Origin of the sequence: Marinibacterium sp. SX1, assembly GCF_050389775.1 — a bacterium.
Taxonomy (GTDB): domain Bacteria; phylum Pseudomonadota; class Alphaproteobacteria; order Rhodobacterales; family Rhodobacteraceae; genus Marinibacterium.
Genome location: NZ_CP177144.1, coordinates 4,466,595 through 4,489,033, shown reverse-complemented (window position 1 = coordinate 4,489,033; position 22,439 = coordinate 4,466,595). Strand labels below are relative to the sequence as shown.

Genomic DNA, 22,439 nt, shown 5'->3' with positions numbered 1-22,439 from the left:
AAACGAGGATTGCGTAGTGCGTTCCGGCGCTTGGCGCAAGGGAGGCGTGGCGCGGCCGATGGCGGCAGGGGGTGTTCCGGCGCTATCGGGCGGGCTAAAGCTGGTGGGTCGCGCAGATTTTGGGAGCATCTCTCGTGCTTGAGCTGACACCGTTCTTTTTTGCCGTCGCCGTGCCGGCGGTGCTGTTTGCTGGTATTTCCAAGGGTGGATTCGGCTCGGGGGCGGCCTTTGCCTCGTCGGCGATTCTGGCGCTGGTGCTGCCGCCGGGCCAGGCCCTGGGCGTGATGCTGCCACTGCTGATGCTGATCGACCTGGCCACGCTGGGCCCGTTCTGGAAACGTTGGAGCGTGCCGGATGCCCGGCTGCTGATCCTGGGCGGGCTGCCGGGCGTGGCCCTGGGCGCGCTGCTCTACCAGGTCGCCGAACCGGATGTCTTCCGCGTGCTGATCGGGGGGATCGCCCTGGCGTTCATCGCCTGGCAACTGGCCGTGCAGTACAAGCTGTTCCAGCCGTCCGGCGAACGCCTGCCGGGTTGGGTGGGCCTGCTGGCCGGGGCCACGGCCGGGTTCACCAGCTTTGTCAGCCATGCCGGCGGGCCACCGGCCGCGGCCTACATGCTGTCACAGCGGCTGGACAAGACAACTTACCAGGCCACGACGGTCCTGGTCTTCTGGGCGATCAACATCGCCAAGTTCGTGCCTTACGTGCTGTTGGGATTGTTCACCGCGACATCGCTGACGGCCAACCTGATCCTGGCCCCGGTCGCCCTGCTGGGCACCTGGATCGGGGTCAAGGCCCATCGCCGCATGAACGAACGCCTGTTCTTCGGCATCACCTATGTCGCGCTGGGGATCACCGGCATCAAGCTGGTGTGGGAGGGGCTGACCTGACCGGCCGGCCCCCCGGGTCGCGGGATCTCAGCCGAAATCCTCGACCAGGGCCGTGCCGCCGGGCAGGGCGGCCAGCCAGATCGCCTGGCCGCTGCGCAGCGACAGCGACATGCTCTGGCCGGGGCGCAGTAGGTGCGACATGGCAGGAGCGGTTGCCGGGGTGTCCGGCCCCGAGGTGCGCGCCCAGCGGATGTCGAAGGCGCAGGTGTTGCTGACCAGCACGTCGCGATCGCCGGTCACGTCGAACCGGTTGGCGGTGGTCCAGTCGGAGGTCAGGGTATAGCTGTTGGCCATCGGGCGTGTCCCTTGCTGATCAGGCCGGATCGCCGGTGGGCAGCAGCTCTTCGACCCGTTCGAAGGCATTGCCCGCCGCAACCAGGCAGGTCATGCCGTCGGGCCGGGTGACCGTGATCGTCCAGGACCCGGTGCGATGCGAGGCAAAGACCTCGACCACCTGGTTGTTGCCGCCCAGGCCGATGCTCTGGCGGGTCTCGCCATAGCCGTCGGCCAGCCGTTCCAGCACCACCGGGCGCGGGGCGCAATTGCCGCCGGCCTGCTGGGCGTCCAGCTGATGGGCGCCAAGCGCCATCACGCCCAGCCCGATCGTCATGCGGATTGCCATCGTGTTCATCTGCGTCACCTTTCCATCTGTTCCCGCGCAGCGGGCGCGGACCGGTCGATGGCGATGACGGTGATCCCGGCGGGGCTTAAGCGGCGTAAAACCAACGTGCGCCGGTCACGCAACGGCCCCGCAATGGCGCCGTCCGCGCCAGCCTCGCTCGGTCGCCTGAACGGGGCCCTCCATGCTGACCTGAATATGGCTCCATGTCCGCCGGGATGGCCCCCAATCCCCACCCGAACCGGTCCAGAGTGCCCAGCGGATTTGCCTCACTTGGGCGTCTGGACCGGCCCCATGTGCGCACCTGAACGCAGCGCCACAGGCCCGCCGGGATCGGCCCTGTCCGGTCCTGCGCAGCGCGCGGGCCGCGCCTGTGCAGCAAGAATTTGCTGCAACGCGGCGATTTTGCCTTGATCTTTTAGTGCAAAAAGGTCCAATCCTGCGCAACTTTATGTCCCATGGAGGCCCCAATGGATCCGCGCGCCCGTCCTTTCCGTTCCGTTCTCTACATCCCCGCGTCCAAGGAACGCGCGCTGGACAAGGCCCGGGGGCTGGCCGCCGATGCGATCATCTTCGATCTCGAAGACGCCGTGGCCCCGGCCGAAAAGGTCAATGCCCGTGCCACCTTGGCCGCGCAGCTGGACCAGGGCGGCTATGGTGCGCGGGTGCGGCTCGTGCGGATCAACGGGTTCGATACCGAATGGGGGCTGGATGATGCCCGGGCGGCGGCGGGGATGGCCTGCGATGCGGTGCTGCTGCCCAAGGTCGAAAGCCCCGACCAGCTGGACCGGCTGGCCGAGATCACCGGCGACCTGCCGATCTGGGCGATGATGGAAACGCCGCTGGGCATGCTGAACGCCGGGGCCATTGCCGCCCATCCAAAGCTGCAGGGCATGGTCATGGGGACCAACGACCTGGCCAAGGAACTGACCGCCCGGTTCCGCCCCGACCGCGAGCCGATGCTGACCGCCCTGGGCCTGTGCCTTCTGGCGGCCCGGGCGCATGGGTTGATCATCATCGACGGCGTCTACAATGCCTTCAAGGACGACGAGGGCCTGCTGGTCGAATGCATGCATGGCCGCGACATGGGCTTTGACGGCAAGTCGCTGATCCATCCTGCCCAGCTTGACGTCACCAACCGCGCCTTTGCACCGTCGGACGACGACATCGACCTGGCCCGCCGCCAGATCGCGGCCTTCGAGGAAACCGAGGCCGCGGGGCAGGGGGTGGCTGTCGTCGACGGGAAGATTGTTGAAAACCTGCACGTTGCAACAGCCCGGGAGACTCTGGCAAAAGCCGAGGCAATCGCAGCGATGCACGGGAGCTAGCTATGGGCTGGGTGGTACTGGTAATCGGCGTGGGGCTCTGGTGGGCCGCGCATCTGTTCAAACGCATGGCGCCCGAGCGGCGCGCGGCATTGGGGGATCGGGGCAGGGGCCATGTGGCCATCGCCCTGGGCCTGGCCGTCGTGCTGATGATCTTCGGCTTCCGGGCCACGCCCTTCGTCAACATCTGGTATCCGCCGACCTTCCTGGTGCATCTCAACAACCTGATCGTGCTGGTGGCCATCTTCATGATGAGCCCCGCGCCCAAGAAGGGCCGCCTGCTGAACGGCATGCGCCACCCGATGCTGACCGGTTTCGCGCTGTGGGCCCTTGCCCACCTGCTGGTCAACGGCGACCTGGCCGCCATTGTTCTGTTCGGCGGGTTGCTGGCCTGGGCGCTGGTCGAAATGCGTGTGCTGACAGCGGCCGACCCCGACTGGACCCCGCCGGCACCCGGCACCTATGGCAAGGATGCCATGTTCTTCGCCGCCTCGATCGTCCTCATGGCGGTCATTGGCTTCATTCACGGCCTCGTCGGCCCATCTCCGTTTGGCTCATGACAACGATCTACAGATTCCTCACCGAAGACGACACATCCGCGTTCTGCCACAAGGTCTCGGCCGCGCTGGCCAAGGGCTGGGTGCTGCATGGCGCGCCCACCTATGCTTTCGACGCGGCCAATGGCGTGATGCGCTGCGGCCAGGCCGTGACCAAGGAGATCGAGGGCGATTACACCCCCGAGATGAAACTGGGAGAACAGTGAATGGCCAAGACCAACGCGGGACGGTTCTTCGAGGATTACGCCGTGGGCGACGTGCTGACCCATGCGGTGCCGCGCACCGTGTCGGGCGGCGAGCGGGCGCTGTATCATGCGCTCTACCCGGCGCGGCATGCGCTGTTCTCGTCGGATGAATTTGCCCGGTCCTGCGGCCTGCCGGCCAGCCCGCTGGACGACCTGGTCACCTTCCACGTGGTCTTTGGCAAGACCGTGCCCGATGTGTCGCTGAATGCGGTGGCCAATCTCGGCTATGCCGAGGGCCGCTGGCTGCATCCGGTCTATCCTGGCGATACCTTGGTGTCGCAATCCGAAGTCATTGGCCTGAAACAGAATTCCAATGGCAAGACCGGGGTGGTCTATGTCCGCACGACGGGCCGCAACCAGCATGGCACGCCGGTCATGGACTATTGCCGCTGGGTGATGGTGCGCAAGAAGGACCCGGCCGCGCCGGCGCCGGACACGGTCGTTCCCACGCTGAAACCGGTGCTGGACCCGGCCGACCTGGTGATCCCCGAGGGGCTGGATTTCACGGGCTACGATTTCGCCCAGGCCGGCGAGCCGCATCGCTGGGGCGATTACGAGGTCGGCGAGACGATCGACCATGTCGACGGGGTGACGGTCGAAGAGGCCGAACACATGATGGCCACGCGGCTGTGGCAGAACACGGCCAAGGTGCATTTCGACCTGACCCAGCGCCCCGAAGGCCGGCTGATCTATGGCGGTCATGTCATCTCGATGGCCCGGGCGCTGTCGTTCAACGGGCTGGCCAATGCCCAGATGATCGTCGGGCTGAATGCCGGGGCCCATGCCAATCCCTGCCTGGCCGGCGACACGATCCGCGCCTGGTCGGAAGTGCTGGACAAGGCCGAGACCGCCGCGCCCGGCGTCGGCGCGATCCGGCTGCGGCTGGTGGCCACCAAGGGCGGCGCGCCTTTCGACCTGCGGGGCGAGGACGGACGTTACAAGCCCGAGGTGCTGCTGGATCTCGACTACTGGGCCCTGATGCCGATCTGACGTCTTTCCTTCGCTGACCGGACGGATTAAGAGCCGCGGCACGACCGCGGCTCTGCCGTTTCCGGGAAAGGCAGACCAGTCATGACCACCTGCAAGACAACGGCCCCGATGCCGGCGCCCACGGCCCGGCCGGGTGGCAAGGCGATGCAGGTGATTCCCGGGGACACCCCGCCGGAAGGGCGGGTGAGCCGGGCGGAAACCGCCTGTTACATGGGCGTCGTGCCGGGGTTATCCACAGCCGCGCAGGCAGAAACCGCGATATCGGCGGCATTTGGCGCAAGTGCCGGCAATCATTGTGGATAATTCTGCAGCGCAGCAGCCGGCATTGTCACGAAAATGAAAAATAGTTAATATGCTCACGCTTGGGCATGGGAGTTCTGCGAATGTATGACTCGGTGGAAACGACTCCGGCGGAGCATATCCTGAACATGGGCAGTGATGGCGAGGTCTTCGGGCTGATGTCCGAGCTGTCGCGCACGCGCAAGCTGGGGGCGTTTGTCCAGAAGCTGAACGCCGCGGTTCTGGATGGCGCCAAGGACGAACGCGACCGGGCGGTCGCCGCGCTCTCGCGCATGGGCATGTGGCAGGACTGAGCCTTTCGCCCGCAGGGAATCACCCGCTTGCGGCCGGGCAATTCCCGACAAAATCACTCACCTAGATCTTTGTGATCACACAAATCAAAAGTGTGATCACAACGTGGTAAAAAGTGACAATCCGCGCCAAAAAACCGCGCTGCACGGCAGCGTCGTGCCGTGACAGTCGCGCAAAAAACCGTAGAACAGGGGTATCCAACGGAAAGGACACGCCATGGCCGACGTGAACCGCGGCAATCGCCCCCTGTCGCCGCACCTGCAAGTCTACAGGATGCCTCTGCCCGCCATCACTTCCATTCTTATCCGGATCACGGGCATCGCCTGCTACGGGCTGGCGATCCTGGTCGTGGCCTGGCTGCTGTCGGCGGCCACCTCCGAGCGCGCCTTCGAGATCGTCGATGGCTTGCTGACCAGCTTCCTCGGTGACCTGGTCATGTTCGGTGCTGCCTGGGCGCTGTGGTACCACATGCTGGGCCGGCTGCGGCACGTGATCTGGGACCTCGGCTATGCCGTCGAAATCCCGATCGCCGAAAAGATGTCGATCGCCATGCTGGTGGGCGCCACCGTTCTCGCCCTGTTCACGGCCATCGTCGTATAAGGAGCCCCAACCATGAGATTTCTGACCGATCGCAAGCGCGCGCAGGGGCTCGGATCCGCACGGGCGGGCACCCATGAACATTGGCAGATGATGATCAGCTCGGCCGCACTTGTCGTGCTTGTGCCGCTGTTCATCTTCACCTTCGGCTCGGCCCTGGGGGGCAGCTATGAAGAGGTGCTGGCCTATTACAGCCGGCCGTTCCCGGCCGTCATCGCCGCGCTGACCCTGGTGGTCGGCGTGCTGCACATGATGCACGAGGTGCAGGACGCCATCGTCGACTATGTCCATGGCGTGGCAGGCAAGATCGCCTTTGTCGCGGCGGGTGCCGTCGCCTGGGTGATCATCGCCACCGGGCTGTTCGCCCTCGTCAAACTCGCGCTCTGAAGGACCTGGAAGCAATGGCTGAGTACACATACGAGACGCATGAATATGACGTCGTGGTCGTGGGCGCCGGCGGGGCCGGGCTGCGGGCAACCCTCGGCATGGCCGAGCAGGGGCTGCGCACGGCCTGCGTGACCAAGGTCTTCCCGACCCGTTCCCACACCGTGGCCGCACAGGGCGGCATCGCCGCGTCCCTGTCCAACATGGGCCCGGACAACTGGCAGTGGCACATGTACGACACCGTCAAGGGGTCGGACTGGCTGGGTGACACGGACGCGATGGAATACCTCGCCCGCGAAGCGCCCAAGGCGGTTTACGAGCTGGAACATTACGGCGTGCCGTTCTCGCGCACCGAAGAGGGCAAGATCTATCAGCGCCCGTTCGGCGGCCACACCACCGAATTCGGTGAAGGCCCCCCGGTGCAACGCACCTGCGCCGCCGCCGACCGGACCGGCCACGCGATCCTGCACACGCTTTATGGCCAGTCGCTGAAGAACAACGCGGAATTCTACATCGAGTATTTCGCCATCGACCTGATCATGTCCGACGACGGCGTGTGCCAGGGCGTGGTGTGCTGGAAGCTCGACGACGGCACGATGCATGTCTTCAACGCCAAGATGGTCGTTCTGGCCACCGGCGGTTACGGACGCGCCTATTTCTCGGCCACCTCGGCCCATACCTGCACCGGCGACGGTGGCGGCATGGTCGCGCGGGCCGGCCTGGCGCTGCAGGACATGGAATTCGTGCAGTTCCACCCCACCGGCATCTACGGCTCGGGCTGCCTGATCACCGAAGGCGCACGGGGCGAGGGCGGTTACCTGACCAACTCCGAAGGCGAACGGTTCATGGAGCGCTATGCGCCCCAGTATAAGGACCTGGCGCCGCGTGACTATGTCTCGCGCTCGATGACCATGGAGATCCGCGAAGGCCGCGGCGTGGGCGAGCACAAGGACCACATCTTCCTGAACCTCAACCACCTGCCGGCCGAAGCTTTGGCCGAGCGGCTGCCGGGGATCTCGGAATCGGCGAAGATCTTTGCCGGCGTGGACGTCACCAAGGAGCCGATCCCGGTTCTGCCGACCGTGCACTACAACATGGGCGGTATCCCGACGAACTACTGGGGCGAGGTGCTGAACCCGACGGCCGAGGACCCGAATGCGATCGTGCCGGGCCTGATGGCCGTGGGCGAGGCCGGCTGTGCCTCGGTGCACGGTGCCAACCGCCTTGGGTCCAACTCGCTGATCGACCTCGTGGTCTTTGGCCGCGCCTCGGCCATCCGGGCGGGCAAGGTCGTCAACCCCGCCGCGCCGACGCCGGCGCCGAACCTGGCGTCGATCGACAAGGCCTTTGACCGGTTCGACACCGTCCGCAACGCCGACGGGGGCATCCCCACGGCCGACCTGCGGCTGGAAATGCAGCGCACGATGCAATCGGACGCCGCCGTGTTCCGCGAGTCGAAGACGCTGGAAGAAGGCGTGGTCAAGATGACCGAGATCGCCGCCAAGCTGGACGACCTCAAGGTCACCGACCGCTCGCTGGTCTGGAACTCGGACCTGATGGAAACGCTGGAACTGACCAACCTGATGCCCAACGCGCTGGCCACGATCTATGGCGCCGAGGCCCGCAAGGAAAGCCGCGGGGCGCATGCCCACGAGGATTATTCCACGCGTGACGACGAGAACTGGCGTGTCCACACGATCAGCCGGGTCGAGGGCAACAAGGTCGACCTTACATATCGTCCGGTTGTCCTGGATCCGCTGACCACCGAAGACGAAGGCGGCATCTCGCTGAAGAAGATCGCGCCCAAGGCACGGACCTTCTGATGATGCCGGCGACCGGGGGCCGCAACGCCGCGCCGCGCGGCCCTCTGTCCGGCAGGGAACGGCAACGGGGGATGGCATGAACATGGCCGTCCGCCCGGCAGCGTCGCTTGCGCCCGATTTCCGGCCCGGTCCGGTGCTGCGGGTGTTTGGCATGCGGCGTTCGGGCAACCATGCGATCCTGGATGGCTTTCTGCGCAATGCGCCGGGGGGCAACGCGGTCTTCTTGAACAATTGCAAGAAGGCCCAGGACCCGCTGGCCAGCCACCGCAGCCTGGAGCTGCGCCGTGGGGGTGCCCCGGTGCGGGTGACGGACGAGCTGAACGATCTGGGTGCCACGCTGGCCCAGGCCGGGCCCCGTCCGCTGACCATCGTGTCGGTCGAGGATGCCATGCCCGGCGACCGCGACCTGGCCTGCCCCCGGCCGATCTGGGACAGCGAGGAACAGGTGGTGGTCATCTACCGCGGGTTCCTCAACTGGGCGGCGTCGCTGCTGCGCAAGATCAAGGGCAACAGCCGCTACGGTGCCATGGAACGGGCCCGGATCATGACCAATGCCTGCCGCACCTACGGCCGGGCGCTGGAGCTGGTTTCGCGCCCCGGCGCGGTGCACGCGGTGCTTTATGATCGCTGGATCGCGTCCGAGGGCTATCGCCGCGACACCCTGCAGGCCCTGGGCCTCGACACCCGTGACCTGGGCCTGGGCGAGGTCCAGCGCTATGGCGGCGGGTCATCCTTTCAGCCTGACGCCCGGGATGCCCGGGCGCTGGCCACCGACCGCCGCGCCGAGATGCTGGCCGACGATCCCGAATTCGGCCTGCTGCTCTGGCTTGTTGCCCACGAGCCGGACCTGGCCGAGCGCATCGCCGCGCATTTCCCGGCCGATGCCGAACGAATCCTGCGCCTGGCCGAAACGGCCGGGCTGACTTTCCATCTGCCCGAAGGAGTCCGCTGATGACCCATCGGTTCCGACCCCAGAGTTTCCGGTTCAACCACGCCGGTGACGCGCACCAGGAGACGAGACATGGTTGAATTCACGCTGCCGAAAAACTCGCGTATCCGCACCGGCAAGACCTGGCCCAAGCCCGAAGGTGCCAAGAACGTGCGCAAGTTCCAGATCTATCGCTGGAGCCCGGACGACGGCGAGAACCCGCGTGTCGACACCTATTTCCTCGACATGGACAAGTGCGGTCCGATGGTTCTGGACGCGCTGATCAAGATCAAGAACGAGATCGACCCGACGCTGACCTTCCGCCGGTCCTGCCGCGAAGGCATCTGCGGATCCTGCGCGATGAACATCGACGGGGGCAACACGCTGGCCTGCATCTTCGGCCTGGACGAGATCAAGGGCGACACGGTCAAGATCTACCCGCTGCCGCACATGCCCGTGGTCAAGGACCTGATCCCCGACCTGACCCATTTCTACGCCCAGCATGCGTCGATCATGCCCTGGCTGGAAACCAAGACCAACCGGCCGGCCAAGGAATGGAAGCAATCCATCGAGGACCGCAAGAAGCTGGACGGCCTCTATGAATGCGTGATGTGCGCGTCCTGCTCGACGTCCTGCCCGTCCTATTGGTGGAACGGCGATCGGTACCTCGGCCCCGCCGCGCTGCTGCATGCCTATCGCTGGATCATCGACAGCCGTGACGAGGCCACCGGCGAGCGTCTGGACGAGCTGGAAGATCCGTTCAAGCTGTATCGCTGCCACACGATCATGAACTGCGCCAAGACCTGCCCCAAGGGGCTGAACCCGGCCAAGGCGATTGCCGAGATCAAGAAGATGATGGTCGACCGGGTCGCCTGACCTGCGGCCCCTTCGAAACAAGGCCCCTGCCGGAAACGGCGGGGGTTTTTGCGTTTCGGCCTAGGGCGCGTCGGGCCGCCATTCGTACTGGGTATCAAGCGCGTCCGACGACAGGGCCCTGAACCCGCAAGAGACATAGAAGGCGTTGGCCCGGCTGACGTTCAGCGCCATCAGGCGCAGGGGCAGGCCTTCAGAGCGCGCCTCGTCCTGGATCATCCGAACGATATGCCGGCCAGCCCCGCCTCCCTGGTGGGCCGGTGAAACGCAGAGCTGGTCCAGGTACATGTGGTCATCCCTGTGCCGGACCACGACGAAACCGATCACGACACCAGCGGCCAGGATCAGGCGCGTGTCCTCTGGTCGGAAGGCAACAAGAAAGCGGGCCCGCGCGCGATCCCGGTCGAACCGGCCCGCCGCTTGCAGGCTGGGTCGCATGGCCTCCACCCGGATGTCGGCCAGCCGGTCCGCATCGTTAGCGCTGGCCAAGGCGGTGGTGATTGGGGACATCATGCCTGTCCTTTCTGTGGTCCTGGCGAGGGGGCGCAGCCAACCGGATCGAGTCTTTAACGCAACATGAACGGCGGCGCGAAAAAATCTGCACTCGGGCATGAAAAACCCTCTTGATCGACTCGCCGTTTGGCCCGATATGCGCGCTCAAGACGCCAACGCACGCGCCTCTGTCGGAAGGGTCGGGGACAACCGGAAACGGTGCTCTGACAGGCCCTAGGGTTATGTAGCGACGGTAACGTCTCCCGTGGAACTGAGCGGCCATAGATGGCCGGGTCTATTGGAGATGACCATGACCGCCTACGTAACCGAATTCTCGGTGCGCGATCGCGCACGCGATCTCTCCCGTGTCGAAGCCTTCATTGCCCTGAACACGTTCGAGCGCCCGACGCTGGTTCTGGACACCGCTGTCGTGGCCGACAATTTCCATGCGCTGCAGGCCGGCCTGGGCCAGGCCCGCATCCATTATGCCGTCAAGGCCAACCCGGCGCCCGAGATCATCGAAACGCTGGTCGGCCTGGGCTGCCATTTCGACGCCGCATCGCGCGGCGAGATCGAGCTGTGCCTGTCGCGCGGCGCGCCCGCCCATCACATTTCGTTCGGCAACACGGTCAAACGGGCTTCGGACATTGCCTTTGCCCATCGTGCCGGCGTGACCCTCTTTGCCGCCGATGCCGAAGAAGAACTGGTCAAGATCGCCCATCATGCGCCGGGCGCCCAGGTCTACATCCGCCTGATCGTCGAAGCCTCCGAGGCCGACTGGCCGCTCAGCCGCAAGTTCGGCTGCGACCGGCAGATGGCCCTGTCGCTGCTCGACCGCGCCGTTGCGCTGGGTCTGGTGCCCGTGGGCTTCAGCTTTCACGTCGGTTCGCAGACCCGCCGTGCGGCGATGTGGGGCCCGACGCTGGACGAGGTGGCCGGCACCTGGCATGCCGCCCTGGCGGCCGGCCATGACCTGCGCCTGCTCAACATCGGTGGCGGTTTCCCGGCCTTCTACGGCGAAGTGGTCGAGGCGCCGACGCCTTATGCCGCGTCGGTCATTTCCATGGTGCGCGCCCGTTTCGGCGACACGGTCGAGATCATGGCCGAGCCGGGCCGGGGCATGGTGGCCAATGCCGGGGCAATTGCCGCCGAGGTGCTGCTGGTGTCGCAGAAATCGGCCAATGACCTGCATCGCTGGGTCTACCTGGATATCGGCAAGTTCTCGGGGCTGGCCGAAACCATCGACGAGGCGATCCGCTACCAGTTCACGACCGACCGCGACCACGAGCCCACCGGCGCCTGCGTTCTGGCCGGCCCGTCCTGCGACAGCGCCGACGTGCTCTACGAGAAAACCCCGGTCCAGCTGCCCCTGGGCCTGACCGCCGGCGACCGGATCGTGATCCGCAACACCGGCGCTTATACCTCGAGCTATGCCTCGGTCGGGTTCAACGGTTTCCCGCCGCTCGACGTCGTGGTGCTCTGAGGTCACATCCGCGCGATGCTGCGTTGCGGCAAATGAATGCCTGCAATGCAGCATTGTCGGGTGACCCCGGCTGTCACACGGCCTACATGAACGGACAGGGAGGAGCTCTGACACTTACGGAGTTCCTGATGGATCTGTCGAAAAACGCACCCGCCAAGACCTCTGCCGAAGAGGCGCTGGACATCCTGGCCGAGGCCTGGACCTATTACACGCCCGAGCCGGCGCTGAAACTGGACGACAAAGAGCCCGAGCTCTTCCAGTATCACGAAGCCGCCTGAATGGCCCTGACGCTCACGGCAGCATGATCCCCGGCGGATCCTTGCTGCCGTTTCATTTTGTGGCCGGCCGTGCCGCATGGGGCAGGGGCTCGGATTGCCGGCGCCGATCGTCCCCCGGGCCGTGTCCATGGCCCGCTCTGGTCCCCGGCCACGGGCCTTGTTAGGCTCTGCCGAACCGCCCCAAGCGCAGGACCGGCCGATGTTTCCGCCCCCCGAAGATGCAGAGCAACGCCGTGCCGTCGCGCCGGTGATCTGCTATCCGACGCAGACCCTCCCACGCCCCGATCTGGACCTCTATCGCGCGGCACGACAGGGGGCGCGGAAGGTCTCCGAAACGCTGGTTCCCGCGCGCGAGGCCGCCTGTTTCACCGTGGCCGCCGGTCATATGTTCCGCATCACGTCGGTCGAAGGGCCGCAGGTCGGCGATCTGAACCTGTGGAATGCCCATGACCTGGGCGAGCGATTCTATTCCGGCAAGACCCGCGCCCTGCATGGCACCCACCTGACCACGGGCGAGCGGATGTGGTCGTCGTTCCCGGCGCTGCGCCCGATGGCCACGATCATCGCCGACACGCTGGGCTGGTATGGCATCGATGCCTTTGGCGGCTCGGTGCATGACGTGATCGGCACGCGCTGCGATCCCTATACCGGCAACCTGCTGTCGGGCAGCCAGTACCACCATTGCTGCCATTCCAACCTGACCCGCGCTCTGGCCACCCATACCGGGCTGAGCCGGGCCGAGGCCGAGCCGCTGGTGCATGACGTGCTGAACGTCTTCATGTGTACCGGGTTCACCCGCGACACCGGCCAGTACTTCATGAAGGCCAGCCCGGTGCGCCCCGGCGATTACCTGGAATTCTTCGCGGAGATCGACCTGCTGGGCGCGCTCAGCGCCTGCCCGGGGGGCGATTGTTCGGCCGAGCATTCCAGCGATACGGCCGCCTGTCACCCCCTGCTGGTCGAGGTCTTTGCCCCGGCCGAAGGCGCGTTGGACGGCTGGGCGCCGCCGCTGTCCAACGGCTACGACGGCACGCACGGGGCGGGCTGAGCCGCCCCGCTTGCGGTCAGGCGAAGGCCGCCGTCAGGGCGATTTCGACCATGTCGCCAAAGCTCTTCTCGCGATCCTCGGCGGGCAGGGCCTCGCCGGTCAGCAGGTGGTCGGACACGGTCAGAACGGCCAGCGCCCGGCAGCCGTGGCGCAGGGCCAGCGTGTAGAGTTCGGCCGCTTCCATCTCGACGCCCAGGATGCCGTGGCGCACCATCTGTTCGTTGAGATCGGGCCGTTCGTCGTAAAACACATCGGCGGAATAGATCCCGCCCACATGGGTCGGCGTGCCCTTGGCCTCGGCCGCAACCACGGCGGCCTTCAGCAGCGACCAATCGGCCGTCGGGGCAAAGTTCAGCTCCTTGAAGATGCCCAGCGACGGCGTGCTGATCGAGGTTGCGCTCATGGCCACGATGACATCGCGGATGTTGACATGCGTCTGCATGCCCCCGCAGGACCCGATGCGGATCAGGGTCTTGGCCCCGTAGTCGCGGATCAGCTCGTTGGCATAGATCGACAGCGACGGCATGCCCATGCCCGACCCCTGGATCGTGACCCGGTGGCCGTTCCACGTGCCGGTGTAACCCAGCATGCCGCGAACCTCGTTCACCAGCTTGGGCGCGTCGAGGAAAGTCTCGGCAGCCCAGCGGGCGCGATAGGGGTCGCCCGGCATCAGGACGGTTTCGGCAATGTCTCCGGCGGCGGCGCCGATATGGATGGTCATGGGGCGCGTTCCTTTGCTGGTCTGTGTTCCGCGATTGGGCGCGACAGGATTTCAAAGCACCCGCGGCGTCAAGTCCACTTCGCTCCTGCCGCCACGCAACAAAAAACCGGCCGAGGGCCGGTTTTCGTCTGTGCGTGTCTGGTGAGTTGCCCTGTCGGGCGGGGGTATGCGGTGCCCTTTTGGGGGCGGGTGGTCGGGTGCCCATCCGGGCCGGTAACGGGGTGCCCTGTCAGGCGGGGTATAAAGCGCAGCGGATCTGGCGTGGTCGGAATTGCGGTCCGGTCACGTCCCCGCTGCGCTTACTCGCTACGGGCGTCCTCAGATCTCCAGATCTTCGGGCGCGGAACCATTGGCAAGCGCATCGTTGAACCAACCGGGCTTGCGGCCGCGACCGGTCCAGGTTTGTGTCGGGTCGTCGGGGTTGCGGTACTTGGGCGGCGAAACAGTCTTTTCGTCGCTCTTCCGCCGATTTCCGTCCAGCCCGTTGAGAACGTCGGAAAGAGAGAAACCGAACTCGGCAGCTGCCTTTTCCGCGGCCTGGCGCGCCTGCGCCCGTTCCCGCGAAACGGCATCCTTGAGAGCGGTGTCTACCTGTATCCGAAGATCTTCAAGTTCTCGGCTTGTCATGGTGGTCAGGTCAATAGGCATTGTTTCTCCTTCTTATCCCCAGCGCACGATTTAATTATAGATGGCGCGGCGAGAAAGAGAATAGCGTCAATTCACTTTTTTTGGCTAATTGTCGCCGGGAAAGTAAATGACGCTATTTCGCATCTGGGACACCAAAGCGGAAAATTATTCCGCAGCAACGGAAGCCGGATCCGCCAGCCGGACGATATCCAGCATTATGGAATTCAGCTCGAAATCCTTTGGTGTATAGACCCGGGCAACACCGGCGGCGCGCAGGGCCTCGGCATCTTCGTCGGGAATGATTCCGCCGACGATCACCGGCACATGGCCCAGGCCGTCTTCCTGCAGGCGGGCCAGCACGTCGCGCACCAGCGGCAGATGGCTGCCGGACAGGATCGACAGGCCCAGCACGTGGCTGTCGTTTTCCTTCACCCGGGCAACAATCTCCGCCGGGGTCAGGCGGATGCCGTCATAGGTGATGTCCATGCCGCAATCGCGGGCCCGGAAGGCAATCTGCTCGGCCCCGTTGGAATGGCCATCCAGGCCGGGCTTGCCGACGAGGAAGTTCAGCCTGCGGCCGAGCTTGTCGCTGACAAGATCAACCATAGAGCGAATATCGTCAAGTCCCTCCGTCTTGTTCGACACCCCGCGCGACACGCCCGTCGGGCCGCGATAGGTGCCATGGGCGCGGCGCATTTCCTCGGCCCATTCACCGGTGGTCACCCCGGCCTTGGCCGCCGCTATGGACGGGGGCATGATGTTGGCCCCGGTGACCGCCGCTTCGCGCAACGATTCCAAGGCTTTGGCCACTGCCGCTTCGTCCCGTTCCGAGCGCCAGGATTGCAGGCGGGCGATCTGCTCTTCCTCGACCGCAGGGTCGACCACCATGATGCCGCCGTCGCCCGTCAGCAGGGGCGAAGGTTCGGAGGCCGTGAAGCGATTGACGCCGATGACGACGGTTTCGCCAGCCTCGATCCGATTCAAACGGTCGGCGTTCGAATCGACAAGTCTGGATTTCATGTAGTCGATTGCCGCCACGGCCCCGCCCATGCTGTCGAGATTGGCCAGTTCGGCGCGCGCTCCGGCCTTCAGTTCCTCGACCTTGCGGTCCACGGCGGGGTTGCCATCAAAGAGGTCGTCATATTCCAGCAGGTCGGTTTCAAAGGCCAGGATCTGCTGCATCCGCATCGACCATTGCTGGTCCCAGGGGCGGGGAAGGCCAAGGGCCTCGTTCCAGGCCGGGAGCTGCACGGCGCGGGCCCGGGCCTTCTTGGACAGGGTCACCGCAAGCATTTCGATGAGAATACGGTAAACGTTGTTTTCCGGCTGTTGTTCCGTCAACCCCAACGAATTGACCTGGACGCCGTAACGGAAACGTCGAAATTTCGGATCCTTTACGCCATAGCGATTTTCACAGATCTCGTCCCAGAGATCTACGAAGGCGCGCATCTTGCACATTTCCGTCACAAATCGGATGCCCGCATTGACGAAAAAGGAAATGCGGCTGACCAGCGCCGGGAAATCCTCGGCCGGAACGCGGGGGCGCAACTCGTCCAGGACGGCCTGTCCGGTGGCCAGCGCAAAGGCCAGCTCCTGTTCCGGCGTCGCGCCGGCTTCCTGCAGATGGTAGGAACAGACATTCATCGGGTTCCATTTCGGCACGTGGGAATAGCAGTATTCCGCAACGTCAGCGATCATCCGCAAAGAGGGTTTGGGCGGGCAGATATAGGTGCCCCGCGACAGGTATTCCTTGATCAGGTCGTTCTGAACGGTGCCCTGCAGGGTCGAGATGTCGGCGCCCTGTTCCTCGGCCACGGCGATGTAAAGCGACAGCAGCCAGGGCGCCGTGGCATTGATCGTCATCGAGGTGTTCATCTGGTCGAGCGGGATCTGGTCGAACAGGACACGCATGTCGCCCAGGTGGCAGACCGGCACGCCGACCTTGCCGACCTCGCCGCGGGCCAGCACGTGGTCGCTGTCATAGCCGGTCTGGGTCGGCAGGTCGAAGGCCACCGAAAGCCCGGTCTGGCCCTTGGCCAGGTTGCCTCGGTAGAGCGCATTGGACGCGCTGGCGGTGGAATGGCCGGCGTAAGTACGGATCAGCCAGGGGCGGTCTTTCTTTGTCTCGGTCATCACGGGCTCTCGGCTTAAAGATTGAAATAATCTTGCGTGTGATGCGTCTAAACCGAAATTATCAACCCTTGTCAATTCGCTGCAACGCGGCGCAGGCTGATAATCGGTGGTTGGCCTCTCTTGACCGCGTCCTGGGGCCGATCCGGGGGCTCCGACCGGCATTTCCCCGCGTATGCCGCGCCTGCGAAGGCACTTTCTGCGGTCGCTGGGTCATAAAATTACAAAACACGTCGATTTGGTGTTGCAATGTTGCGCGAACCTTTTTAGGTCATCCTCTGACCGGCGCGTTCTGCGCCGCGGCACGACACCGATGAGCAACAGGAGGCTCCGATGGCATTGGACACCGAAAGCGGCATCGCCCAATACGAGGCGCCCGAAAAAGACCTGTATGAAATGGGCGAAATGCCCCCGATGGGCTATGTGCCCAAGCAGATGTACGCATGGGCCATCCGGCGCGAACGCCACGGCGAGCCGGACAAGGCAATGCTGCAGGAAGTTGTCGAGGTTCCCGAGCTGGACAGCCATGACGTGCTGGTCCTGGTGATGGCGGCGGGCGTGAACTACAACGGTGTCTGGGCGGGCCTGGGCAAGCCGATCTCGCCTTTCGACGGCCACGGCGCGCCCTATCATATTGCCGGCTCCGATGCGTCGGGCATCGTCTGGGCCGTCGGGTCGAACGTCAAGAACTGGAAAGTGGGCGACGAGGTTGTCATCCATTGCAACCAGGACGACGGCGACGACGAGGAATGCAACGGCGGCGACCCGATGTACTCGCCCAGCCAGCGGATCTGGGGCTATGAAACCCCCGACGGGTCGTTCAGCCAGTTCACCAAGGTCCAGGCCCAGCAGCTGATGCCCCGGCCCAAGCACCTGACCTGGGAAGAGGCGGCCTGCTACACGCTGACCCTGGCCACGGCCTACCGCATGCTGTTCGGCCACCCGCCGCATGAACTCAAGCCCGGCATGAACGTGCTGGTCTGGGGCGCGTCGGGCGGTCTGGGGTCTTATGCGATCCAGCTGGTCAACACGGCCGGGGCCAACGCGATCGGCGTGATCTCGGACGAGACCAAGCGCGATTTTGTCATGAGCCTGGGCGCCAAGGGCGTGCTGAACCGCAAGGATTTCAATTGCTGGGGCCAGCTGCCGACGGTGAACACCCCGGAATATGCCGAGTGGTTCCAGGAATCGCGCAAGTTCGGCAAGGCGATCTGGGACATCACCGGCAAGGGCAACAACGTCGACATCGTCTTCGAACATCCCGGCGAATCGACCTTTCCGGTCTCGACCTTCGTGGTGAAGAAAGGCGGCATGGTTGTCATCTGCGCCGGCACCACCGGGTTCAACTGCACCTTCGACGTGCGTTACATGTGGATGCACCAGAAACGCCTGCAGGGCTCGCATTTCGCCCATCTCAAACAGGCGGCGGCGGCCAACAAGCTGATGCTCGAGCGCCGGCTCGATCCCTGCATGTCCGAGGTCTTTGAATGGAAGGACCTGCCGGCGGCCCATATGAAGATGCTGCGCAACGAGCATCTGCCGGGCAACATGTCGGTGCTGGTCCAGGCACCGCGCACCGGCCTGCGCACCTTCGAGGACGCGCTGGAAGCCGGGCGCCGCTGACCGCGCAACCTGCGGTGGTGAGCCGCGCGGCGCCCTGCAAGGGGCGATGAGACGACCGAATCGCCCGTTCGCAAGAGCGGGCGATTTCGCCTCTCGGACCCGCTGGCGGCATATCAACGGCTTGCCGCGGGCCCCCCTCACCGGATCTGGGGAGTAAAAACCCGCGAATTTCCTAACAATGCGGCTCGTGCTACAGTTGTGTTAATTCTTCATTAACCCTCTAGGAGCGAGTTTGACCATGCAGAACGATTGGATACTGGACGTTCTCGCCGACCTCAAATCCTTTGCCACGGCGAACGGCATGACAACCCTGGCCGAGCAACTGGACGATGCCACTCTCATCGCGGCGGCCGAGATTGCGTCACAGGCGGAGAACACGCGTGGACGGCTCGAAATTGGCGCGGCAGAGCGCGCTGAACACCATACTGGAGGCGCTGGACGCCACCAACGAGCTTGACGGGCTCCAGAAGGCGACAGAGGCGATACAGGGGCATTATCGCATCAATCATGTCGTCTACCATTGGGTCGACAGCGCGGGCGATCAATACGGGTGCGGCACCTATTCCGACGCCTGGCGGCAAAGGTACCTGCAACAGAACTACATCCGCGTCGATCCGGTGATCATCGGTTGTTACAAGCGGTTCCACCCGGTCGACTGGAAGCGGCTCGACTGGTCGGGCAAGGCGGCCCGGGCCTTCCTGCAAGAGGCCCAGGCCTATGGTGTCGGCAACCAGGGGTTCTCGGTGCCGATCCGCGGGCCGAACGGGCAATTCGCGCTGTTCACGGTCAGCCACGATTGCGACGACGACGAATGGGCGGCCTTTACCGAAGCCAACAGCCGCGACCTGATCCTGATCGCCCATTACTTCAACCGCAAGGCGCTGGAATTCGAACCGACCCGCCAGCCCGAAGCCGCCCAGACCCTGTCGCCGCGCGAGATCGATGCCATGACCCTGCTGGCCATGGGATACAGCCGGGCCCAGACCGCCGACGCGCTGACGATCTCGGAACATACGCTGAGGGTCTATATCGAAAGCGCCCGGTTCAAGCTGGGCGCGATGAACACCACCCATGCCGTGGCCCGGGCCCTGGCCCGGGGGCTGATCGTGGTGTGACAGGCCGTCGTCCGGCCCCGGACCGCGCCCGCCGCCCACCTGTTGCGCGGCCAATGGTTAACGCACCGGCCGCCCTGCGCGGCTGTCCTTAACCATGATAAGCGCAGGCTTTCCCCATCGCATGACGAAGGGGACAACCAATGCTGCGCTATATCTACGCTCACGATCTGCACCGGCATCCCGACCTGGCCCGCTCGATGTTCCAGGACCGCGCCTGCCAGTTCCGCGACCGCCTCGGCTGGCCCGTCGAGGTCGATGCACAGGGCCAGGAACGCGACGGCTATGACGCGCTCGATCCGCTCTATGTCATCTGGCAGAACGCCGACGGCCGCCACGGCGGCTCGATGCGCTTCCTGCCGACGACCGGCCCGACCATGGTCAACGACCATTTCACCCATGTCCTGGGCGGCGGCACGGTGGTCTCGCCGCTGATCTGGGAATGCACCCGGTTCTGCCTGTCCAGGGACGCCGGCAGCACCGTTGCCGCAGCGCTGATGCTGGGCGGCGGCGAGATCATGACCGGTTTCGGCATCCGCCATTTCGTCGGTGTCTTCGACAAGCGCATGACCCGCATCTACCGCGCCATCGGTGCCTCGCCCGAGGTGCTGGGCAGCCAGGGCGAAGGCCGCGACCAGGTGTCGGTCGGCCTGTGGGACTTCACCGCCGAGGCCCGCGCCCGGGTGGCGGTGCGCGCCAGGATCTCGCCGGCCATCTCGCGCCGCTGGTTCGATCGCGACTTTGGCGGGGCGATCCGCCCGATGTTCGCCAAATCGGCCTAAGCCCATCTGGCGCCCGCCCCGGCGCGGCCTTATGGTCGCGCCATGACGGCGCCCATGCTTACCTTTTCCGACGACCAGGCCACGGCTTACGATGCCGTGGCCGACATGCTGCAACGGGCGGGTGTCGACCTGTCCGACGGTCTGATGATCCAGGCCAAGGCCGACGGGGCAGGGGTGGCCGCCGTGATCGGCAAGGCCGGCTCGGGCAAGACCCTGCTGCTGGCCGAGCTCTACAAGGCGCTGGCCGAGGCCGGGGTCGACGTGGTCTCGGGCGATTACGAAAGCCGCCGCAAGTCCGACCGCCGCACCCTGGCCATCCTGGCACCGACCAACAAGGCCGCCTCGGTCCTGCGCTTCCGCGGCGTGCCGGCCACGACGATCCACCGCATCCTCTACACCCCGGTCTACGACCCCGAATACGAAAAGCTGGCCGAATGGCTGGCCGGCAACGAGGAAGAGCGCCCCGAGATCGAAGGGCTGACCGACGAGGCCTTTGACCGGGCCGTGGCCTATTATGCCAAGAACAAGTCGATCCCCGCGACGCTGGCCGCCATCGGCCTGCGCGGGTCGGATTTCATCACCGGCTGGAAACGCCGTGAAGATCCGCTGGACATCGGTTTCGTCGACGAGGCGTCGATGCTCGACGACCGCCAGTTCGCCGATCTCAAGGAAATCTTTCCCACCCTGCTGCTCTTTGGCGACCCGGCCCAGCTGGCCCCGGTCAACCAATCCGGCTCGATGGTCTTCGAAGGCCTGCCTGAACCGCGCAAGCTGATCCTCAACCGCATCCACCGCCAGGAAGCCGACAACCCGATCCTCGACCTGGCCCATGCCCTGGCCGATCCGGCGGTCGGGTTCGAGGATTTCGAGCGCATGGTCGAGGACAAGGCCCGCCAGGACGACCGCGTGGTCTGGGGCCAGCGCGTCGAGGTCGACCTGATGGCCCGTTCGCCGGTCCTGGTCTGGCGCAATGCCACGCGCATCCGCCTGATCAATGCTTTCCGCGCGGTCTACGACGCGCCCGAAGACGCCTTGCTGCCCGGTGAGCCGCTGATCTGCGACGGGATCGAGCTGCCCATGAAACACCGCAAGCGCCGGCTCGACCTCGAGGCGCGCGGGCTGATCAAGGGCGCCCAGGTTGTCTATCTCGGCCCCGGCCGGAAACCCGGCTTCTCGCGCCTGCATGTCATCGGCGCCGAAGATCCCCAGGTCTCGGCCGCCTCGATCGTCAAGATCGAGAAACCCGACGAGGAAGAGCCCTTCATCCCCTATGCCGCCCGCATGGGCGCGGCCTTCCTGCACGGCGCGGCGGTGACCATCCACAAGGCCCAGGGCAGCCAGTGGGACACCGTCCAGGTTTTTGCCCCCGATCTCTATGCCGCCGCCCGCATGGGCCGGACCGAGGCCGGCCAGCCGCTGTGGAAACGGCTGGCCTACGTGGCCATCACCCGGGCGCAGGAGCGCCTGATCTGGGTGGTGCGCAACCGGCTGGCCAAGCCGACCATGCCGCTCAGCACCGAAGACCTGCGCGCTGCCCCTGCCGCGGCGCTCGAACTGGAAGGGGAGGAACCATGAACAAGACCATCATCATCACCGGGGCAAGCTCGGGCATCGGCGCGGCCACGGCCCGCCATTTCCTCGACGCCGGCTGGACGACCGGCCTGATCGCCCGGCGCGAGGCCCCGTTGCAGGACCTGGCCGGGGACCGGGCCAATGCCATCGTCCTGCCCTGCGACGTGACCGACCCGGACCAGGTCGAAACCGCCTTCGACCGTTTTGTCGCACAGACCGGCCGGTTGGACATGCTGTTCAACAATGCCGGCATGTTCGGCCATGCCGGCCCGATCGACGAAGTGCCCGTCGACAGCTGGCTGCAGGTCGTCAACGTCAACCTCACCGGCATGTTCCTCTGCGCCCGCCAGGCCTTTCGCCACATGCGCGCCCAGGACCCGCAGGGCGGCCGCATCGTCAACAACGGCTCGATCTCGGCCCATGTCCCGCGCGAAGGCTCGGTCTGCTATACCTCGACCAAACATGCCGTCACCGGCCTGACCCGCACGCTCAGCCTCGACGGCCGGCCCTTCGACATCGCCTGCGGCCAGATCGACATCGGCAATGCCCGCACCGACATGGTCGCCGCCCAGAACGAACGCCAGATCGCCGCCGGCCGCGAGCCCGACCCGTCGATGGATGTACAGAACGTCGCCGATGCGCTGATGTACATGGCCAACCTGCCGCTGGAGGCCAACGTCCAGTTCATGACCGTCATGGCCACCAAGATGCCCTATATCGGCCGCGGCTGACCCGGGGCAGGGGCGCCG

General features: G+C 65.3%; 26 protein-coding genes. 20 read left to right on the top strand and 6 right to left on the bottom strand.

All coding sequences use genetic code 11. The features are described 5' to 3' along the window. Nucleotides 1-134 precede the first annotated feature (134 nt). Nucleotides 135-890, top strand: a complete 756-nt coding sequence (locus tag ACK3BB_RS20275; RefSeq protein ID WP_428926453.1) for a sulfite exporter TauE/SafE family protein — start codon at nucleotides 135-137, stop codon at nucleotides 888-890. A gap of 27 nt (nucleotides 891-917) precedes the next feature. Here the strand turns inward: ACK3BB_RS20275 and ACK3BB_RS20270 are convergent, their stop codons facing one another. Continuing rightward, the gene (locus ACK3BB_RS20270) at nucleotides 918-1,184 is read right to left on the bottom strand and encodes a hypothetical protein (protein ID WP_428926452.1); all 267 of its coding nucleotides are present in this window, start codon (nucleotides 1,182-1,184) and stop codon (nucleotides 918-920) included. Nucleotides 1,185-1,203: 19 nt separating this feature from the next. Then, complete coding sequence (locus ACK3BB_RS20265) at nucleotides 1,204-1,512, bottom strand: hypothetical protein (RefSeq protein WP_428928774.1); 309 nt, start codon at nucleotides 1,510-1,512, stop codon at nucleotides 1,204-1,206. A 467-nt stretch (nucleotides 1,513-1,979) separates the two neighbouring features. On the opposite strand from ACK3BB_RS20265, the gene ACK3BB_RS20260 reads away from it, so the two are divergent. The 10 genes from ACK3BB_RS20260 to ACK3BB_RS20215 all read left to right on the top strand — a co-directional run bounded on the left by ACK3BB_RS20260 (nucleotide 1,980) and on the right by ACK3BB_RS20215 (nucleotide 9,825). Next, the gene (locus ACK3BB_RS20260; RefSeq protein ID WP_428926451.1) at nucleotides 1,980-2,837 is read left to right on the top strand and encodes an HpcH/HpaI aldolase/citrate lyase family protein; all 858 of its coding nucleotides are present in this window, start codon (nucleotides 1,980-1,982) and stop codon (nucleotides 2,835-2,837) included. A 2-nt stretch (nucleotides 2,838-2,839) separates the two neighbouring features. Continuing rightward, nucleotides 2,840-3,394 carry an NnrU family protein gene (locus ACK3BB_RS20255; RefSeq protein WP_428926450.1) on the top strand — a complete coding sequence of 185 codons (555 nt, stop codon included), beginning with the start codon at nucleotides 2,840-2,842 and terminating at the stop codon, nucleotides 3,392-3,394. Next, complete coding sequence (locus ACK3BB_RS20250) at nucleotides 3,391-3,597, top strand: DUF1737 domain-containing protein (protein ID WP_428926449.1); 207 nt, start codon at nucleotides 3,391-3,393, stop codon at nucleotides 3,595-3,597. The genes ACK3BB_RS20255 and ACK3BB_RS20250 overlap by 4 nt, the downstream gene beginning before the upstream one ends. Next, on the top strand, nucleotides 3,598-4,626 hold the full coding sequence (locus ACK3BB_RS20245; protein ID WP_428926448.1) for a MaoC family dehydratase: 1,029 nt from the start codon (nucleotides 3,598-3,600) through the stop codon (nucleotides 4,624-4,626). It abuts the gene before it with no gap. Between the two features lie 383 nt (nucleotides 4,627-5,009). Then, entirely contained in the window at nucleotides 5,010-5,219 is a 210-nt protein-coding gene (locus tag ACK3BB_RS20240) for a hypothetical protein (protein ID WP_428926447.1), read from the top strand. Nucleotides 5,220-5,433: 214 nt separating this feature from the next. Further along, a complete protein-coding gene (sdhC, locus tag ACK3BB_RS20235) occupies nucleotides 5,434-5,817 on the top strand; it encodes a succinate dehydrogenase, cytochrome b556 subunit (RefSeq protein WP_428926446.1) in 384 nt (127 codons plus the stop codon). A gap of 12 nt (nucleotides 5,818-5,829) precedes the next feature. Further along, nucleotides 5,830-6,201, top strand: coding sequence for a succinate dehydrogenase, hydrophobic membrane anchor protein (gene sdhD, locus ACK3BB_RS20230; RefSeq protein WP_428926445.1), 372 nt, complete (start codon nucleotides 5,830-5,832; stop codon nucleotides 6,199-6,201). Nucleotides 6,202-6,215: 14 nt separating this feature from the next. Then, nucleotides 6,216-8,021: a succinate dehydrogenase flavoprotein subunit gene (gene sdhA / locus ACK3BB_RS20225; RefSeq protein ID WP_428926444.1), complete on the top strand. Its 1,806-nt coding sequence runs from the start codon at nucleotides 6,216-6,218 to the stop codon at nucleotides 8,019-8,021. A 76-nt stretch (nucleotides 8,022-8,097) separates the two neighbouring features. Further along, complete coding sequence (locus tag ACK3BB_RS20220) at nucleotides 8,098-8,973, top strand: hypothetical protein (RefSeq protein WP_428926443.1); 876 nt, start codon at nucleotides 8,098-8,100, stop codon at nucleotides 8,971-8,973. A 69-nt stretch (nucleotides 8,974-9,042) separates the two neighbouring features. Then, entirely contained in the window at nucleotides 9,043-9,825 is a 783-nt protein-coding gene (locus ACK3BB_RS20215; protein ID WP_428926442.1) for a succinate dehydrogenase iron-sulfur subunit, read from the top strand. A gap of 60 nt (nucleotides 9,826-9,885) precedes the next feature. On the opposite strand, the gene ACK3BB_RS20210 is transcribed toward ACK3BB_RS20215, so the two are convergent. Then, on the bottom strand, nucleotides 9,886-10,332 hold the full coding sequence (locus ACK3BB_RS20210) for a GNAT family N-acetyltransferase (RefSeq protein WP_428926441.1): 447 nt from the start codon (nucleotides 10,330-10,332) through the stop codon (nucleotides 9,886-9,888). Between the two features lie 292 nt (nucleotides 10,333-10,624). On the opposite strand from ACK3BB_RS20210, the gene ACK3BB_RS20205 reads away from it, so the two are divergent. The 3 genes from ACK3BB_RS20205 to ACK3BB_RS20195 all read left to right on the top strand — a co-directional run bounded on the left by ACK3BB_RS20205 (nucleotide 10,625) and on the right by ACK3BB_RS20195 (nucleotide 13,123). Next, the gene (locus tag ACK3BB_RS20205) at nucleotides 10,625-11,797 is read left to right on the top strand and encodes a type III PLP-dependent enzyme (RefSeq protein ID WP_428926440.1); all 1,173 of its coding nucleotides are present in this window, start codon (nucleotides 10,625-10,627) and stop codon (nucleotides 11,795-11,797) included. 128 nt (nucleotides 11,798-11,925) lie between these two features. After that, nucleotides 11,926-12,075 carry a hypothetical protein gene (locus tag ACK3BB_RS20200; protein WP_428926439.1) on the top strand — a complete coding sequence of 50 codons (150 nt, stop codon included), beginning with the start codon at nucleotides 11,926-11,928 and terminating at the stop codon, nucleotides 12,073-12,075. Between the two features lie 199 nt (nucleotides 12,076-12,274). Continuing rightward, the gene (locus ACK3BB_RS20195) at nucleotides 12,275-13,123 is read left to right on the top strand and encodes an urea carboxylase-associated family protein (RefSeq protein ID WP_428926438.1); all 849 of its coding nucleotides are present in this window, start codon (nucleotides 12,275-12,277) and stop codon (nucleotides 13,121-13,123) included. A 16-nt stretch (nucleotides 13,124-13,139) separates the two neighbouring features. Here ACK3BB_RS20195 and deoD read toward each other — a convergent pair whose 3' ends face one another. The 3 genes from deoD to ACK3BB_RS20180 form a co-directional block, all read right to left on the bottom strand. Then, on the bottom strand, nucleotides 13,140-13,844 hold the full coding sequence (deoD, locus tag ACK3BB_RS20190) for a purine-nucleoside phosphorylase (protein WP_428926437.1): 705 nt from the start codon (nucleotides 13,842-13,844) through the stop codon (nucleotides 13,140-13,142). Nucleotides 13,845-14,162: 318 nt separating this feature from the next. Then, the gene (locus ACK3BB_RS20185) at nucleotides 14,163-14,492 is read right to left on the bottom strand and encodes an H-NS family nucleoid-associated regulatory protein (RefSeq protein ID WP_428926436.1); all 330 of its coding nucleotides are present in this window, start codon (nucleotides 14,490-14,492) and stop codon (nucleotides 14,163-14,165) included. A 144-nt stretch (nucleotides 14,493-14,636) separates the two neighbouring features. Continuing rightward, nucleotides 14,637-16,604 carry a protein meaA gene (locus ACK3BB_RS20180; RefSeq protein WP_428926435.1) on the bottom strand — a complete coding sequence of 656 codons (1,968 nt, stop codon included), beginning with the start codon at nucleotides 16,602-16,604 and terminating at the stop codon, nucleotides 14,637-14,639. 330 nt (nucleotides 16,605-16,934) lie between these two features. Between ACK3BB_RS20180 and ccrA the strand changes: the two genes are divergently transcribed. The 6 genes from ccrA to ACK3BB_RS20150 all read left to right on the top strand — a co-directional run bounded on the left by ccrA (nucleotide 16,935) and on the right by ACK3BB_RS20150 (nucleotide 22,421). Continuing rightward, complete coding sequence (gene ccrA, locus ACK3BB_RS20175; RefSeq protein ID WP_428926434.1) at nucleotides 16,935-18,224, top strand: crotonyl-CoA carboxylase/reductase; 1,290 nt, start codon at nucleotides 16,935-16,937, stop codon at nucleotides 18,222-18,224. A 238-nt stretch (nucleotides 18,225-18,462) separates the two neighbouring features. Beyond that, on the top strand, nucleotides 18,463-18,681 hold the full coding sequence (locus ACK3BB_RS20170; protein WP_428928773.1) for a hypothetical protein: 219 nt from the start codon (nucleotides 18,463-18,465) through the stop codon (nucleotides 18,679-18,681). Then, nucleotides 18,620-19,339: a helix-turn-helix transcriptional regulator gene (locus tag ACK3BB_RS20165; protein WP_428928772.1), complete on the top strand. Its 720-nt coding sequence runs from the start codon at nucleotides 18,620-18,622 to the stop codon at nucleotides 19,337-19,339. The genes ACK3BB_RS20170 and ACK3BB_RS20165 overlap by 62 nt, the downstream gene beginning before the upstream one ends. 140 nt (nucleotides 19,340-19,479) lie before the next feature. Then, nucleotides 19,480-20,118 carry an acyl-homoserine-lactone synthase gene (locus tag ACK3BB_RS20160; RefSeq protein WP_428926433.1) on the top strand — a complete coding sequence of 213 codons (639 nt, stop codon included), beginning with the start codon at nucleotides 19,480-19,482 and terminating at the stop codon, nucleotides 20,116-20,118. Nucleotides 20,119-20,160: 42 nt separating this feature from the next. Next, a complete protein-coding gene (locus ACK3BB_RS20155) occupies nucleotides 20,161-21,693 on the top strand; it encodes an ATP-dependent DNA helicase (RefSeq protein WP_428926432.1) in 1,533 nt (510 codons plus the stop codon). Further along, nucleotides 21,690-22,421 (top strand): SDR family oxidoreductase, encoded by a 732-nt coding sequence (locus tag ACK3BB_RS20150; protein ID WP_428926431.1) that lies wholly within the window; start codon nucleotides 21,690-21,692, stop codon nucleotides 22,419-22,421. Before ACK3BB_RS20155 ends, ACK3BB_RS20150 begins: the two co-directional genes overlap by 4 nt. Nucleotides 22,422-22,439: the final 18 nt, after the last annotated feature.